We start from the raw sequence: 15,934 nt of genomic DNA, 5'->3' as shown, positions 1-15,934 counted from the left end.
GGGGGGGGCCGCACGCCACAGCGCCGGCCGGCTCGCCGCCGGCGCCGCCTGCTCGGTGGCCGCCGCCGCCGCGGCCCTGGCCGAACCGGCCGTCCTGGGCCACACCCTCGACCTGCTGCTGCGGCAGGACCCCGCCGGTGCCCGGTGGACCGCGTGGTGTGCGGCGGTGATCGCCGCCGAGGTCCTCCTCGACGCCGCCACGGCCCGGCTGGGTGGCGGCGTCGACGCCCGCTCCACCGCCTGGCTGCGCCGGTCGGGTCTCGCGCGGCTGCTGCGCACCGCGCCGCACCACGCCGCCCGCCACTCCCCCGGTGAACTCTCCGCCAGGCTGACCTCGCACGCGACCACCGCCGGTGGCGTACCGGCGGCCGTCGTGGGCGCGGCCGTGGCCCTGCTGCCCCCGGTCGGTGGGCTCGTGGCCCTGTTCCTCGTCGACGTGTGGACCGGGCTGGCCTTCCTCGCCGGACTCCCGCTCCTCGTGCTGCTGTTGCGGGCCTTCGCCCGCGATTCCGGGGCCAGCGTCAGCCGTTACCAGGAGGTGCAGCTCGCCATGGCCGGGCGCCTCGTGGAGGCGCTCGGGGGCGCCCGCACGATCGCCGCCGCCGGCACCTCCGAGCGCGAACAGGCACGCGTACTGGCCGGGTTGCCGGAGCTCGACGCCGAGGGGCGGCGGACGTGGCGGATCTACGGTTCGACCGTGGCCCGGACGAGCGCCCTCATGCCGCTGCTGCTGTACGTGGTCCTCGGCGTGGGCGGGGTCCGGCTCGCGGACGGCGCGCTCGGCGTCGGCGGGCTCCTCGCCGCGGTCCGCTACGCGGGCCTGGCGGCCGGGGCCGGCGCGGTCACGGGCCGGCTGGCGGCCGTGGTCCGCGGCCGGGCCGCCGCCCGCCGCACGGCGACCCTCTTCGACCTGCCCGAACTCCCCCACGGATCGAGCCGGTTGCCGGAAGGCGGACCGGGCACGCTGGAGCTGCGCGGGGTGCGCGTGGTGCGCGCGGGCGCCGTGATCCTGCACGACATCGACCTGCGGATCCCCGGCGGGACGACGACGGCCGTCGTCGGCCGCTCGGGCTCCGGCAAGACGACGCTGGCCGCCGCGGCGGGCCGGCTCACCGACTGCGACGGAGGTCGGGTGCTGCTCGACGGCGTACCGCTCGACGAGCTGTCCCCCGAGGAACTGCGCCGGGAGGTCGGCCACGCCTTCGAACGGCCCGCGCTCTTCGGCGCGGACGTCGCGGGCGCCCTCGCGTTCGGCAGTGGGCCCGTGCCGGACCCGGAGGCCGTGCGCGCCGCCGCGCGGGCGGCCGGCGCCGACGGCTTCGTCCGCCGGCTGCCCGAGGGGTACGCGACGGCGCTCGCGGACGCGCCGATGTCCGGCGGCGAGCTCCAACGCCTCGGTCTGGCAAGGGCGTTCTGCCGGGCGGGGCGACTGCTCGTCCTGGACGACGCGACATCGAGCCTGGACACCCTCACCGCCCGGGAGGTGGAGCGCGCCCTGGCCCGCGACGTCCGGCCGGGCACCCGTCTGGTCGTCGCCCACCGCATCTCCTCGGCCGCCCGCGCCGACCTCGTCGTCTGGCTCGACGCGGGACGGGTCCGGGCGACCGGCCCGCACGCGGAGCTGTGGCGGGACCCCGCCTACCGGGCGGTTTTCGGCGACGGCACGGAGACCGCCGCGGCGCCGGCGGCGCGGCGTGCCGACGAACCCGCCTCCGGGCCGGCCGGGGGTGTCGCGCGGCGGGCCGCGCAGGAGCCGCCCGGCCGGGAGGCGGTCCGGTGACCGAGTACGGAACGTGGCGGCGCGTGTCCCGCGAAGGTCGCCGCTTCCTGCGCGAACGGCCCCGCCCGCTGCGCAGGCTCGCGCTCTGGTCCCTGCTGGAGTCCGCGCACACCTTCCTCGGCGGCTACGCGGTGGCCCGCGCCCTCGACGACGGTTTCCTCGCCGGCCGTACCGGTACGGGCATCGGCTGGCTGGCCGTGGCCGGTGCGGGAGCCCTGCTCGGCGCGCTCGCCCTGCGGGGCGTGTTCGGCGGGCTCGCGGACCTGGTCGAACCGCTGCGGGACGGTCTGGTGCGGCGCTCGGTGCGCCAGGCGCTCGGGCGGGCCGTGGCCGATCCCGGGCGCGCCGGTGACGCGGGCGCGGTCTCCCGACTGACGCAGCAGACCGAGATGGCCCGGGACTCCTTCGCCGGACTCGTCCTGGTCGCCCGTTCGTTCGTCTTCACCGCCCTGGGCGCACTGCTCGGGCTGGCCGCGCTGGCTCCCGTCCTGCTGGTCCTCGTGCTGCCCGCCCTGCTCCTGGGCACGGCCGGGTTCCTCGCCACGCTGCACCCGATGGCGCGCGTGCAGCGGGCGGCGCTCGACACCGACGAGGCACTGTCCGCGCGCACCGCCGAACTGGCGTCCGGGCTGCGCGACGTCGTCGCGTGCGGCGGCGCGGCGAGCGCCGGAGCCGGGGTGGAGCGGCTGATCGCCGAGCAGGAGCGGCTCACCGTCCGGCTCGCCCGGTGGACCGCCCTGCGCACGCTGGCCCTGGGCGTCGCGGGCCGGCTGCCCGTCGTCGTACTGCTCGCCGCGACGCCCTGGTTGCTCGGGCGCGGTGTGAGCACGGGCGCGGTGGCCGGGGCACTCACCTATCTCGTGCAGTCGCTCCTCCCGGCCCTGGACGCGCTGATGACGGCCCTGGGGGCGGCGGGCACCCGACTGCTGGTGGTACTGGACCGGTTCTGCGATCCGCATCCGGGGACCGCGAAGCGAACCCCGCGAGCAGGGGCGGGGACGGAGACGGGGGCGGGAACGCCCGCCCCGCCGGCCGCCCCCGTCCCTGTCCCCGTCCCCGTCCCGGTCCCTTCGCCCGCGTTCCCGCCCGCCGTCGAACTGCGTCGGGTCCGCTTCGCGTACGGTCCCCGCGCGGAGCCGGTGATCGACGGCCTCGACCTGGTGGTCGGGTCCGGCGAGCACCTGGCCGTGGTGGGGCCGAGCGGCATCGGCAAGTCCACGCTCACCGCGCTGATCGCCGGACTGTTGCCGCCCGGCGACGGCACCGTACGGGTCGCGGGCGCGCCCGCGCGCGGCGCCCCGGGGTCCGGCCCCGACGTCCGCCGGACCCTGCTTCCCCAACAGGCTTACGTGTTCACCGGAACGGTCCGGGAGAACCTGACCCACCTGTGCCCCGACCGGGTGTCCGGGGCGCGGGTGGAGCGGGCCGCGGCCGCCCTCGGCGCGGACGGGCTCGTGGCCCGGCTCGGCGGGCTGGACGCGACCGTCGACCCGGGCCGGCTCTCCCAGGGCGAGCGCCAGCACCTGGCCCTCACCGCCGCCTACCTCTCCCCCGCCCCCCTGCTGCTGCTCGACGAGGCCACCTGTCACCTCGACCCCCGGACCGAGGAACGTGCCGAACGGGCGCTCGCGGAGCGCCCCGGCGCCCTGGTGGTGGTGGCCCACCGGATCTCCTCCGCCGTCAGGGCCGACCGGGTCCTCGTCCTCGACGGGACCCGGGCGGTGTGCGGCACGCATGCGGAGCTCCCGGCCAGGTCGCCCCTGTACCGGGATCTGGTGGGCCTGTGGAACGCGCGCGGGTGAGGCGCGCACGGTCGGGCGGATCGCCCGTCGGGGGTGCGGGGTGGGGAGGTCGGGCCGGCGGCTCAGACCCAGCCGGCCCGCCGGGATATCCGGATGGCGTCGATCCGGTTGCGGGCGCCGGTCTTCCGTGTCACGGCGGCCATGTAGTTGCGCACGGTTCCGCTGGCGAGGTGCAGCGCGCGGGCGATCTCCGCGACCGAGTCACCCTCGGCGGCCCGGGCCAGGACGCTCAGCTCGCGCGGGCTGAGCGGCATCGGGTCGGCCTCCATGAAGGCGGAGGCGAGCGTGGCGTCGATGAAGCGTTCCCCCGCGGCGACCTTTCCGATGGCCCGGACCAGCCGGTCGGGCGAACCGTCCTTGTCGACGTAGCCGAGCGCCCGCGTCCGGAAGGCGCGGCTCAGCGTGCCGGGCATGTCGGCCCGGGCGAGTACGAGCAGGGGTGCGGGACAGTGGGGCAGCAGGCGGCCCGCGTCGGTGTCGGTGTCGGCGAGGAGGGCCGCCGACACCTCCGGACAGTCGAAGTCGACGACCGCCACGTCGGGTCGTAAGAACTCCGCCTGGCGCGCCGCGGCGCGCCAGCCGGAGGAGGTGACGTCGAAGTCGCCTTCGGATCTCAGCAGAGCGGCCAGGGCGGACCTCACCAGGCACACGCTGTGCAGTACCAGGACCTTGGTCATCGGGGTTCCCCTCGGGTGACGAGCGATCAGCACCAAGCGGCTGCCCAGCTACCGCCGTGGGGGAACGTCACGGCGGGAGGCGTACGGGGGCGCGTGGCCGAAGCCAGGCGCTCCTCCAGTTCCACCCCCGGGCGACCGGTGGCCGTCCCACCTCGGCGGGCGTCCCGGAAGCGCCGTGCGGGGCCTCGACGGGCCAACATCCGGACGGGCTGATTCCGCGCGCATTCGGCGGGATCCGCCCGTCGGGCGCGGGAGGTGGCGCGCCGTGGGGGCGGCGTGTGGCGGGGCCAACCGGGGTGCCGCGTTCGGGAGTCGGGTTTCGGACGACGCTCAGCGGCCACACGGACAAGGAGCGACGGACCACGAGGAGAGGAAGCACACCCATGACGACGATGGCCCTTCTGATCGCCCCCATGGTGCTGGCCCTGCTGCTCGTCCACCGCAAGGGCGGACACCGTGCCCGCCACCGGGCGGGCCGGTTCTGAGCCGTGTACCGGCCCGCCCGGGTCGGCACCACACACGAGCGGAAGCGAGGTGAGCGCGGTGTCCATGCGTGCGAAGGGGTGGGCCAAGTCCTTCCCGGTGCACAGAGGGGTGCGCGAGGCCCGCCGGTGGACCGGCGAGCACCTGGACTCCCTGCGGTGGACGGCCGACGCCCCGGACACGGCCCATTCCGTCCTGCTGACGGTTTCGGAACTCGTCACCAACGCGCACGTCCACGCCCACAGCAGCGCCCGGTTGGTGCTGACGTGGGACGGGCAGTGCCTGCACGTCAGCGTCGCCGACAGCGACCCGAGCCTGCCCGCCCCGCGCGTCGCCTCCCGGGAGGCGACCTCCGGACGGGGGCTCGCCATCATCGACGCCCTGGCCGACGCCTGGGACGCCCATTCCTTCCACGGCGGCAAGACCATCACCGCCTGCTTCCACCCCCGCCTGACGCCCGCCCCGCACGCCGGGGCGGGCCAGGGCCCGGCGGAGTGAGCTCCCCGCGCCCCGTACGCGCGGTCATCCCCTCGGCGCGTCCTCGGATCCCCGCCGGGGGGACGTGTCGAGGGCCGGCTCCGGTTCGTCCGTCCTGATCTCGGGCTCCAGTCCCTCCCCGAGCGCGGTACGGCGGCGTCCGGCATCGGCCCGCCACGCCTCGAAGACCAGCGTCGTGGCGGTGACCACCACGAGGCCGAGGAGCCAGCCCCCCACGACGTCACTGACCCAGTGCACGCCGAGCGCGACCCGGGTGTAGCCGACCCCGAGGACGCTCGTCACCGCCAGCGCCCACGGCAGGAACCGCCAGGCGGGCGGCACCAGCGGGAGCAGGACGAGGAGCAGCACCGCGCAGGAGACCATGGCCGTCATGGCGTGCCCGGAGGGGAAGGAGAAGCCCGGCGCGTGGGAGACGGGGTCGGGCAGGTGCGGGCGCGCGCGTTCCACGACGTTCTTGGTGAGGAACCCGATGAGGGCGCCGGCCGTGGCGGTGACGGCCGCCCAGGTGGCCAGGCGCCACGCGCGGCGCCGCAGCAGCCATATCACCAGGAGGGCCACGAGCAGCCGCATGGTCACCGGGTCCCACAGCACGCCGGTGAGGAACTCCAGCACGCGCACCCGGTCCGGGTCCTCCAGGGCGGCCCGGTGGAGCCGTTCGGCGGTGTCCCGGTCGAGGCGGTACAGCGGCGGCCACCGGGATTCGACGAGCACCAGGGCGAGGACGAACGGCACGCTCACGGCGATGGTCGCGGCCACCGTCAGCACGAGCCTCGTCCCGAAGGCCGCGTCGGGCCCGGATCGTCCGGTCAGGAACGCGCGGACCGCTCGGCGTCGGGAGCGGGGGCCGGGTCCGGGGCGGGGCGGGAGCTGTGCCATGGGTCTGCGACTTTCGATCGGGGACGTTCGGACGGGAACGGGCGGCGGGATCAGACTCCGGGGTCCTGCGCGACGGGCTCGCGCACACCGGCCCGTACGGCTTCCAGTTGGGCGGAGAAGGCCAGGCCCAGGAAGAGGGCCAGCGAGGTCAGGTAGGACCACAGCAGTAGCGACACGAGCGCGCTGAGCGGCCCGTACACGCTGGTGAAGGTGCTGCTGGCGCCGACGTACAGGCTCAGCGCCCAGGTCGCCGTGATCCACAGGACGAGGTAGACGACGGCGCCGAAGGCGAGCCAGGTGTAGCCGGGCTGGTCACGTCGGGGCGCGAGTCGGAAGATCGCGCTGGTGGCCAGCACGGCCAGCAGCACGCCGACCGGCCAGCGCAGGACGTCCCAGGCGCGGATGGTGGTCGGCCCGAGGTGGTAGACCTCGGCGAAGGCGTGGGTGAGGTCGGCGCCGAGAACGGTGAGGACGAAGCTGAGGCCGAGGGGAAGACCCGCGAGCGCCGCCATGACGACACCGCGGGCGTACTTGTGCAGGAAGGGCCGGTCGCGTTCGTTGCCGTATATGCGGTTGGCGCCGCGCTCGACCTGGCACAGGCTCGTGGTGACGTTGACGAGGGAGAAGAGCAGGCCGAGCCAGAGCGCGGCCTGGCCGCCGTCCCCGGCGTGCCGGCGGCTCTCGCGCAGGGCCTCGTCGATCACCTCCCGGCTGGGCCCGCTGGTGATCCGTCCGATCGTGAGCTCGGCCACCCGGCCTATGTCCTCGGTGTGCAGGACGCTGGACAGGCCGATGGCGGCGATGGCCAGCGGCACGATGGACAGGACGGTCTGGAGGGCGAGGGCGCGGGAGTGGCTGAAGCCGTCCGCGTAGCGGAAGCGCACGAAGGAGTCGCGGGCCAGGCTCCAACCCCCGTAGCGGCGCAGGGCGGCCCAGGCCTCGTCCCCGGACAGTTCCTCCCCCACCACGTCGCGTCTCTGCGGTACCCGGGTCGCGGTTCCCATCGGCTTCCTGACTGTGTGGTTCCGGCGCGCGGAGCGGCGGAGAGGGGCGGAGTTCAGTGGTGGGTGGGGCGGGGGCGGGCGTGCCCGCCGGCGTGGACGCCGCGTCGTTCGTGTGCGGCGAGCGCCGCGTGCGCGTCACGGGCGTCGGGCGCGGCGTGCGCCGCGCGGTCGCGCGCAACCGTTCCCGGGGCCCCGGGCAGGCGGACCCGCAGGGCGCCCGGTTCCACCTCGGCGAGGAGGCGGGAGCCCTCCGCCATGGTGTCGCCGTCGACCTCCCGGGGCTGCGCCCCGGCGAAGGTGATCTCGATCCGCCGGGCGCTGAAGTATTCCAGGGACCCGCCGGCCACCGTCCGACCGCCGGCCGGCGCGCGGGCGGACCCGTCGTCCGCGGGGGCGCCCCCGCGGACCACCCGGGAGGCCAGGTGCCCGGCGGCGGCGAGCCAGCCCGCGGCGCCCCGGGGGTCGAAGAGCACGACCTCCAGCAGCCCGCTGTCCGGCCGTGCCCGGGGCAGGAGTTCGAGGCCGCCCTGGAGGGCGCCGACGTTGCCGATGACGACCATCCGCGCCCGGCGGCGCCGGACCCGGCCCCCGTCCAGCCGTACCGACAGCCGCATGCCGGGGTCTCCCAGGTGGCGGGCGCCGGACAGGACGTAGGCCGCCCATCCCAGGCGGGCCTTGAGGGCGGGCGAGGTGTCGCGGACGGTCGCGGCGTCGAAGCCGGCGCCCGTCATCACCGTGAACCGCGTCGACGGCAGGTCGTCGCCGCTCACCCGTCCCACGTCGATCGGGAAGTCGCCGCCGGCGAGGGCCCCTTCGAGGGCGTCCCTCGGGTCCAGGGGCAGGTCCAGGTTGCGGGCGAGGAGGTTGCCCGTCCCGCAGGGCACCAGTGCCATCGGGACGCCGGTGCCCGCCACGACGTCGGCGCAGGCGCGGACCGTGCCGTCCCCGCCGCAGACGACGACCAGGTCCACTCCGGGCTCGGCGCACTCCTCGGGCAGGGTCCCGCAGGGCTGTTCGACGGAGGTGTGCGTCCACCGTTGCTCGGTGTACCCGTGGCGTCGGAGGTCGAGCCTCACCTGCTCGGCCAGGTCGTCGCCGCAGCCGTGCGGATGGCGGACCACGACCGCCGTCCGTCCCGGACCGCCCTCGCCGGCCCCTCCCTCCCGGGCGCCCGGAACGGCGGCGTCTGAGGCGGGCACGGAGGTGTCGGCGGAGGTGTCGGCGGTCGATCCGGGGATCGCCGGGAGGACCGTGGCCGGGCCGTCCTGCGGTCCTTCGTCGGCGTCACGGGTACGGCCGGCCAGGAACACCGCGCCGACGACGAGCAGCGTGGCGACGCCGTTGAGCAGGCCGCCCGCCACGTCGGACGGGTGGTGCATGCCCCGGTACATCCGGGACAGCCCGACCGCCGGCGGGACGAGCGCCAGTACCGTCGCCGCGACGTACCGCCAGGGTCCGCGGACCCGGGTCCACACCAGCACCGCGAGCCCACCGAACAGGGCGACGGAGGCACCGACGTGGCCGGACGGGAAGCTGGACGTGGGCGGCGCGCCGTCCAGGCGGGGCACGTCGGGCCGGGGGCGTTCCACGCACATCGTCACGGCCAGGAAGACCGCCGACTGCACGGCGACCGAAGCGCCCAGGAAGACGGCGTCCGCCCAACGCGGGGTGCCGGGCAGCACCAACAGGGCGACGACGCAGAGCAGCGTCACGCCGACGATCCCCTCCGTCGAGGCGATGATCGACAGCCACTCCGTGGCGGAGTCCGCCCACGGGGTCCGGTGCGCGGCGAACGCGTCCGTGACGCGGTCCTCGGTCGACAGCAGCCGCCGGGCCACCGGCGCCCCGGTCACGAACAGGCCCAGTGCCACCATCGCGGCGAACTGGGCCGGTACGAGCCACAGGAGCCGGGTGCGTCTCGCGGCGGTGCCGCTTTCCGTCGTCATGGCGACCTTGTTGCCCGTGACGGCCCGTTGATGCGCGCGGGGTGCGGCGGACCGTGGCCGTAGTCCCGGCGGCGTTCACGACCGGACCACCCCCGATGTGACCGGCGTCACGAGGTGCCGGTGTCACGTCCGTCGCCGCTCCCCTGTCCCTCCTGCGGACCGTCCGGCAAGGCGAGCGAAGGGATCACCAGGATGAAGACCGTCATCGTGTGCGTCTCCGTGTCACACGGCAATACGCGCCGCGTCGCCGACGCCATGGCCGGGGTGCTGGGTGCGGAGGTCGTCACCCCCGAGGAGGTCGACGTGGGGGAGTTGGCCGCCGCCGACCTCGTGGGGTTCGGCTCGGGCGTCTTCCTCGGCAGGCTCCACCCGCGACTGACCGAACTCGTGACGACGCTGCCCGCCGGGCGCGGCCGGGCGTTCGTGTTCGCCACCAGCGGGCTCCCCGAGCTGCCCCCGGCGCCCTTCACCCGCCCCTTGGTCCGGCGTCTCGAAGCCAGGGGATTGCGGGTGGAGGGGAGCTTCTCGTGCCGTGCGTTCGACACCTGGGCCCCGTTCAGGCTCGTCGGCGGCATCAACAAGCGGCGGCCGGACGCCGGTGACCTGGGCGCCGCGCGGGCGTTCGCCGAGCGGCTGCGGGACGGGAGGGGACCGGCGTCCTGACCGAGGGGGCGGGTCCCCGCCTCAGCGTTCGGGACGTGTGCCCGACACCGGATCGGGGGCCTCGGCGCCCCCGCCGGCCCGGATCGCGGTCAGGGCCTCCTCGTGGAGGGCCGCCAGACCGGCTTCCGGGAGCGGGACGGGGCTGCCGGTGAGGGTGTACCACTCCCACGCCCCCGTGTACTGGACGGTGAGCACGGCACGGCCCGCGCCGTCGTCCTCGGTGGCGAGGGTCAGTTCGCCGGTGATGACACCGACCTCGTCGGTCATCGCCCCGCCGGGCCCGGCCGTGACGAAGCCGACCAGGCGCACGCCCGCCTCCGGCCTGTTCCGGGGAGCGGGGACGGTCCGCGTGTGTTCCTGCTGCTGTTGTCCGGTCATGCCCTACCGCATGCCCAGTTTCGTCCGCGCGAGCCCTCCGCCGCCCCAGGAGTGTCGTCCCGGGACGCGGCTGTCACCCGTACGGATCAGGACGTCGTCCCGCCGTCGAGGTGGCGTTCCAGCCAGGTCGCCGCGGCGCGCCGGTAGGTGCGGCGGTTGTCCGCCCGCAGGAAGTCGTGGCCCTCGTTGCGGAGCACCAGCAGTTCCGCGGGCAGCCCGCGTTCCCTGGCCGCCCGTACGAACTGCTCGGATTCGGTGAGGGGGACGTTGGTGTCGTGCTCGCCGTGGACCGCCAGTACGGGGACCCGCAGCTCGTGGACGCGGCTCATCGGGGAAAGGTCGTGGAGCAGTTCCCGGTCGTGTTCGGGATGGCCGTACTTGGCGGCCGCGGACCGGGCGATCCACGGCTCGGTACCGGCGAAGAACGTCGCGAAGTCCGACATCCCGCAGACGGCGACGCCCGTGCGGAACAGGGCGGGGTGGCGGACCAGCGAGGCCATGGTGAGGTATCCGCCGTAGGAGCGGCCCATGACGCCGAGCCGCAGCGGGTCGGCGTACCCGAGCGAGACGACGTGCGCGGCGCAGTCGGCGACGTCGTCGATCGCCGCGAACCGGCCGGTGCCGAGGTCCGCGTCGACGAAGGAGCGTCCCCAGCCGGACGAGCCGCGGACGTCGGGGGCGAAGACGTCCAGGCCCCGGTCGAGGAGCTCGTGGTAGAGCGGGTCGAACACCGGTCGTTCCTGTTCCTCCGGCCCGCCGTGGAGGTGGATCACGCACGGGCCGGGCCGGCCCGGATCCCGGTCCGGGCAGCGGTAGTACCAACCTCCCAGCGTCAGTCCGTCCCGGGCCCGGCAGCGCAGGGGCACCGGGCGGACGGGGGGACGGCCGGGCGGGGCCGCGTCCTCGTCGCGTGCCGACCAGGGGGTGCGCAGGGGCGGGGTGCCGCCTTCCAGTTGCCACACACCGGGTCGTCGCGCGGAGCCCGACAGGGCCGCGAACACCGTGCCGCTGCCGACCGCGGCCAGCCGGGTCACCACCTCGTGGGGCAGGTCCGGGCGCAGCAGGTGCGGGCCGATGTCGCTCTCCTCGCCGGGGGCGTCGGAGGTGGGCAGGCCGATGCCCTCCGGTTCGCCGGCGCCCTGGGCGTTCCACACGAGGAGGGCCCACCGTCCGTGGTCGGGGAGGGTCAGCAGGTCGAGGTCGGAGTCCTCGCGGCCGGCCGCGACGCGGACGTCCCCGCCCGCGCCGTCCTCGTCCACCCGAACCCTCAGGAGGGCCGCGTGTTCGCGTTCCGCGTCGCTGCGCAGCCACAGGGTGCGGGCGTCGGGCGAGAACCGGCCGATCCACGGGTCCCCGTCGGCGACCCGCAGCGCGAAGGTGGTCCGGCCGGACGAGGTGTCCAGGACGCGGCCCTCGCGGTGGCCGCGCGGGCCGCGGCGCAGGAGCGCGAACCGGCCGTCCGCGCTCAGGTCGCACACGCGCAGCGAGGCGGCTCCCTGTTCGGCGAACAGCAGGACCGGGGCGTTCGTGCCGTCGGGGTCGATGAGGTAGGCGGCCAATGCGCCGCCGTCGGTCGTGCGGGCGAGGGTGACGGCGAGGGCGGAGCCGTCGCGGCTCCAGCACCCGAGGTGGGCGGAGCCGCCCGTCTCCGCCCCGGCGAGGACGCGGCGGCCGGTCCCGTCGGGGCGCACCACCAGGACCCGGGTGTGTTCGCCGCCGCCGGGGGCGCAGGTGTACGCGATCCACCGTCCGTCGGGGGACCACGACACCTCGGTCACCGGATCGGGGTCGGCGTCGAGGACGTGGGCCCCGGCGCCGCGGGCGGGCCCGCTCCACAACTGCGGGACCCCGGCCCGGTCGCAGATGAACGCCACGTGGTCGCCGGTGGGGTCGGCCGACGGGTACCAGCAGCCGTGGGCCGTGAGGAGCGTCGGCGGGTCGGCGTGGTGGTCGTCGGGCACCGGCACGGGCGCGGGGGCCGGTACCGGGACGGCCGGTACCGGAACCTCCCGTACGGGTGCTTCCGGTACCGGAACCGCCGCTGCGAGGGCCTCGGTTGTGGGGGCCTCCGTTGCCGTGGCCTCCGCTTCGAGGGCCTCCGTCGCGGGTACCGCCGGCGCTCCCGGGGCTCCGGGGTGGGCCGCCGGGGATTGCGTGCGCTCCAAGGGCATGGCCGCCTCTCCAGGGATTGCTCCCGCGACGGGCCGTCGCGGATCAGTGGACGCCGTGCGCCTGGAGCCAGAGCTCCAGCGAGGCCACCTGCCACAGCGTGTTGGCTCCGCGCTTGGCCCGGTGCCGGTCGGGTTCCGCCAGCAGTCGTGCGACGTGCCGCTGGTCGAAGATCCCGCGCCGGCGCGCCTCGGGCGCCGTCAGGGCGTCCCGTACGCGGGCCAGCACCGGCTCGGCCATGTGCCGGACCCCCGGGACCGGGAAGTACCCCTTGGGGCGGTCCACGACCTCGGGGGGCAGGATCTTGCGGCCGATGTCCTTGAGCACGGCCTTGCCGCCCTGCGCCAGCTTCAGCTCGGGCGGGCAGGCGGCGGCGAGTTCGACGAGCTCGTGGTCCAGGAACGGCACCCGGGCCTCCAGGCCCCACGCCATCGTCATGTTGTCGACCCGCTTGACCGGATCGTCGGGCATCAGGGCGTGGACGTCCATCCGCAGGGCCGCGTCGAGGGAGGTCTCGGCGCCGGGCGCGGCCATGTGGGCGCGTACGAAGTCCGTGGAGACGTCGGCGGCCGGCGCGGTGCCCGGGTGCAGCATGGCGGTGAGGTCGCGGTGCGTCCGGTCGAAGTACGCGTCGGCGTACGCGGCGGGCGCGTCCTCCCGGGTCGCCGCCGCAATCGGCGGGTACCAGTGGTAGCCGGCGAACACCTCGTCCGCCCCCTGGCCGCAGAGCACCACCTTGACGTCCTTGGCGACCTGCTCGGACAGCATGTGGAACGCCACCGCGTCGTGGCTGACCATGGGCTCGCTCATGGCGCCGATGGCGCCCTCCAACGCGGCGGGGAGCCGGTCGGAGGGGATCATGAACTGGTGGTGGTCGGTGGAGAAGGTGCGGGCGACGAGGTCCGAGTACCGGAATTCGTCGCCCTCCTCACCGTTCTCGGACTCGAAGCCCATCGCGAAGGTCGGGAGGCCCTCGCGCCCCTCCTCCGCGAGCAGGGCGACGATCAGGCTGGAGTCCAGGCCGCCCGACAGCAGCACGCCGACGGGGACGTCGGCGACCGTGCGCCGCCGGACCGCGGTGCGCAGTGCCTCGTGCACGGCTTCCCGCCAGAGCGCGGGGTCCGCGCCGAGCTCGGAGTGCCGGGTGTAGGAGGGCTGCCAGTAGCAGTGGTCCCGCTGGGTGCCGTCCGGCTCGATGACGCGGACGGTGGCCGGCGGGACCTTGCGCACGCCCGCCAGGACCGTACGGGGCGCGGGCACCGTGCCGTGCCAGCTCAGGTACTGGTGGAGCGCGGCCGGGTCGACGGACGTGTCGACTCCTCCGCCCGCCAGCAGGGCAGGCAGCGTGGAGGCGAAGCGGAGCCGGGCGGCGTCCCTGGTGACGTACAGCGGCTTGATGCCCAGGCGGTCGCGGCCCAGCACGACGCGGCCGGTGTGGTGCTCGACGACCGCGAAGGCGAACATGCCGACGAGGTTGTCCACGCAATCGCGGCCCCACTCGGCGTACGCCTTGACGAAGACCTCGGTGTCGGAGTCGGAGAAGAACCGGTGCCCCACGCCTTCGAGCCGCCGGCGCACCTCGCGGTGGTTGTAGACGCAGCCGTTGAACACCGCTGTGAGACCCAGGCGGGGGTCCGTCATGGGCTGGGCCCCGCGCTCCGACAGGTCGATGATCTTCAGTCGCCGGTGCCCCAGGGCGACCGCTCCCTGCGACCAGGCGCCCCGGCCGTCGGGGCCGCGCGGCTCCATCACATCGGTCATGCGTTCGACAGCGGCGAGGTCGGGGCGACCGCCGTCGAAGCGCACCTCACCGCTCAGGCCGCACACGGGGTGCCCGCCGATCGGTCGTCGTGCGGCGGCCGTCCTTCGACGGCCCTTGCCTCGCGGGGCCCCACCATGTCCGTCATTCCTCTCCGCTCCCGTGCCCTTCGCCCCGCGCCGTGTGCGGCGCGGCCGAACGGGCGATCGACTCAGGACGCGCCTGCCCGCCCACCTGTTCCTCAAGCCTCCCCCGTTCCGGCCCCACCCGCGACGGCACCACCGCGCGCGCCCCGCCCGCCGCCGAACCCACGCCGCCCCCGCCACGCCACCCGACCGGCCCACCGGCCCCCCTAGCGGCGCCTACAGTGGGAGGCCCGCCGTCACCTGCCGCGCCCCGCCGCGGGACCGTCGGCGCGAGAACCGGAGTGCAGTCATGGGCGACAGCGCCGTCGCGGCGTCCGACGGTGACGCGGACGCGCTCTTCGGCCTGGAGGAGCTACGGTCCGGTCCCGCGCGCACCCCGTCCGGCGGGGACGCCGCGCGAACCGCGTACGGGCCGCTCCACCGCGACTCCCCGGCCGCCCGCCGGCTGCTGGCCGTCCGGGAGATCCACGCGGAGCCCGCCGCCGCCGCGTCGCCCCGCGGCAGGGAGATCCTGGCCCGCTACCCGGACGCCCGGGTCATCGACGTGGACTCGCACTGGCGGATCCCCGATCTCCACGGCAACGAGGGCAACCTCGAACGCTGGGTCCGCGTCAAGAGCGAGGTCCTCGTCCTGGGCGAGAAGAAGACCCTCGCCACGCGCCCGAACGGCCGATCCGCCGACTGGATCGCCCCCGGCCCGTCCAACGGCTGCGCGATGGCCTGCGCGTACTGCTACGTACCGCGGCGCAAGGGCTACGCCAACCCGATCACCGTCTTCACCAACATCGAGCGGATCATCGCCCACCTCGATCGGCACATCACCCGCCAGGGGCCGAAGCGGGAGCCCAACCAGTGCGACCCGAGCGCCTGGGTCTACGACATCGGCGAGAACGGCGACTGCTCGGTGGACGCCCTGATCAGCGAGAACGTCGCGGACCTGGTGCGCGCCTTCGCGCACCGGCCCACCGCCAAGGCCTCGTTCGCCACGAAGTACGTCAACCCCGACCTGCTGCTCCTCGACCCGCGCGGCCGCACGCGGGTGCGCTTCTCCGTGATGCCGCCGGGCCACTCCCGGCTGCTCGACATCCGCACCAGCCCCGTGGAGCAGCGGATCGCGGCCGCCGCCGATTTCCTGGAGGCCGGGTACGAGGTCCACTTCAACCTGTCGCCCGTGGTCGTGCGGCCGGGGTGGGAAGCGGACTGGAGCCTGCTCCTGCGACACATGGACGATGTCCTTCCGCAGGCGGTCAAGCAGCAGGCGGCGGCCGAGGTGATCATGCTGACGCACAACCGGGACCTGCACGAACTGAACCTGGGCTGGCACCCCCGGGCGGAGGACGCCCTGTGGCGGCCCGACATCCAGCAGGCCAAGCGCTCCGAGAACGGCAGCTGGAACGTCCGCTACCGCAACGACACCAAGGCCGAGGCCGTCGACACCGTCCGGCGCCTGGTGGCCGCCCACGCCCCCTGGCTGCGGATCCGCTACGCGTTCTGACGCCGCCGGGCGCCCCGCACCCGGCCCGTCAGGCGTCGAGCGCCGCCAGGCCGTCCCGCCAACGGGCCGCGCGCTCCGCCCCGTCCTGCTCCCACCAAGGGGTGCCGCGTTCCCCGAGCGCGACCTTCGCGATCCGCACCCGGTCCCGGGCGGCGCGCTCCGCCCCGGGGTCGTCGGGCCGCCGCCCGGCGCCGGCCCCCCCACCGGGCGGCCCGCCGGGGCGGCGCCGCCGGGGCCCGGCCGGCCCCGGGCCGGGCC

General features: G+C 75.5%; 13 protein-coding genes. 5 read left to right on the top strand and 8 right to left on the bottom strand.

The features are described 5' to 3' along the window. Positions 1 to 1,780, top strand: a 1,780-nt coding sequence (locus tag ACFVS6_RS40150; RefSeq protein ID WP_389711483.1) for an ATP-binding cassette domain-containing protein, incomplete at its 5' end; no start/stop codon positions are given. After that, positions 1,777 to 3,582, top strand: coding sequence for an ATP-binding cassette domain-containing protein (locus tag ACFVS6_RS40145; protein ID WP_389711482.1), 1,806 nt, complete (start codon positions 1,777 to 1,779; stop codon positions 3,580 to 3,582). The genes ACFVS6_RS40150 and ACFVS6_RS40145, both read left to right, overlap by 4 nt. A gap of 62 nt (positions 3,583 to 3,644) precedes the next feature. Here the strand turns inward: ACFVS6_RS40145 and ACFVS6_RS40140 are convergent, their stop codons facing one another. Then, positions 3,645 to 4,259, bottom strand: a complete 615-nt coding sequence (locus tag ACFVS6_RS40140) for a response regulator transcription factor (RefSeq protein WP_389711481.1) — start codon at positions 4,257 to 4,259, stop codon at positions 3,645 to 3,647. 549 nt (positions 4,260 to 4,808) lie between these two features. Here ACFVS6_RS40140 and ACFVS6_RS40135 point away from each other — a divergent pair. Beyond that, positions 4,809 to 5,240, top strand: coding sequence for an ATP-binding protein (locus tag ACFVS6_RS40135; RefSeq protein WP_389711484.1), 432 nt, complete (start codon positions 4,809 to 4,811; stop codon positions 5,238 to 5,240). 24 nt (positions 5,241 to 5,264) lie between these two features. Here ACFVS6_RS40135 and ACFVS6_RS40130 read toward each other — a convergent pair whose 3' ends face one another. From ACFVS6_RS40130 to ACFVS6_RS40120, 3 genes are read right to left on the bottom strand one after another with little or no spacing between them, the layout of a single operon-like run. Next, on the bottom strand, positions 5,265 to 6,116 hold the full coding sequence (locus ACFVS6_RS40130) for a phosphatase PAP2 family protein (RefSeq protein WP_389711480.1): 852 nt from the start codon (positions 6,114 to 6,116) through the stop codon (positions 5,265 to 5,267). A gap of 50 nt (positions 6,117 to 6,166) precedes the next feature. After that, positions 6,167 to 7,120 (bottom strand): YihY/virulence factor BrkB family protein, encoded by a 954-nt coding sequence (locus ACFVS6_RS40125; RefSeq protein WP_389711479.1) that lies wholly within the window; start codon positions 7,118 to 7,120, stop codon positions 6,167 to 6,169. 53 nt (positions 7,121 to 7,173) lie between these two features. Then, positions 7,174 to 9,066 (bottom strand): diacylglycerol kinase family protein, encoded by a 1,893-nt coding sequence (locus ACFVS6_RS40120; RefSeq protein WP_389711478.1) that lies wholly within the window; start codon positions 9,064 to 9,066, stop codon positions 7,174 to 7,176. 192 nt (positions 9,067 to 9,258) lie between these two features. Here ACFVS6_RS40120 and ACFVS6_RS40115 point away from each other — a divergent pair, with 192 nt between their 5' ends. Then, the gene (locus tag ACFVS6_RS40115; RefSeq protein WP_389711477.1) at positions 9,259 to 9,729 is read left to right on the top strand and encodes a flavodoxin family protein; all 471 of its coding nucleotides are present in this window, start codon (positions 9,259 to 9,261) and stop codon (positions 9,727 to 9,729) included. Positions 9,730 to 9,750: 21 nt separating this feature from the next. On the opposite strand, the gene ACFVS6_RS40110 is transcribed toward ACFVS6_RS40115, so the two are convergent. The 3 genes from ACFVS6_RS40110 to ACFVS6_RS40100 form a co-directional block, all read right to left on the bottom strand. Further along, positions 9,751 to 10,107, bottom strand: a complete 357-nt coding sequence (locus ACFVS6_RS40110) for a hypothetical protein (protein WP_389711476.1) — start codon at positions 10,105 to 10,107, stop codon at positions 9,751 to 9,753. A gap of 86 nt (positions 10,108 to 10,193) precedes the next feature. Further along, the gene (locus tag ACFVS6_RS40105; RefSeq protein ID WP_389711475.1) at positions 10,194 to 12,278 is read right to left on the bottom strand and encodes a S9 family peptidase; all 2,085 of its coding nucleotides are present in this window, start codon (positions 12,276 to 12,278) and stop codon (positions 10,194 to 10,196) included. 43 nt (positions 12,279 to 12,321) lie between these two features. After that, positions 12,322 to 14,103, bottom strand: coding sequence for an N-acetylglutaminylglutamine amidotransferase (locus tag ACFVS6_RS40100; protein WP_389711474.1), 1,782 nt, complete (start codon positions 14,101 to 14,103; stop codon positions 12,322 to 12,324). Between the two features lie 367 nt (positions 14,104 to 14,470). Between ACFVS6_RS40100 and ACFVS6_RS40095 the strand changes: the two genes are divergently transcribed. Then, a complete protein-coding gene (locus tag ACFVS6_RS40095) occupies positions 14,471 to 15,676 on the top strand; it encodes a spore photoproduct lyase family protein (RefSeq protein WP_389711473.1) in 1,206 nt (401 codons plus the stop codon). 28 nt (positions 15,677 to 15,704) lie between these two features. On the opposite strand, the gene ACFVS6_RS40090 is transcribed toward ACFVS6_RS40095, so the two are convergent. Then, positions 15,705 to 15,934: hypothetical protein (locus ACFVS6_RS40090; protein ID WP_389711472.1), on the bottom strand; the 230-nt coding region annotated here is incomplete at its 5' end.

Source organism: Streptomyces sp. NPDC057939, from assembly GCF_042887545.1.
Taxonomy (GTDB): domain Bacteria; phylum Actinomycetota; class Actinomycetes; order Streptomycetales; family Streptomycetaceae; genus Streptomyces.
This window is presented reverse-complemented; position numbering and strand designations above follow the sequence as displayed.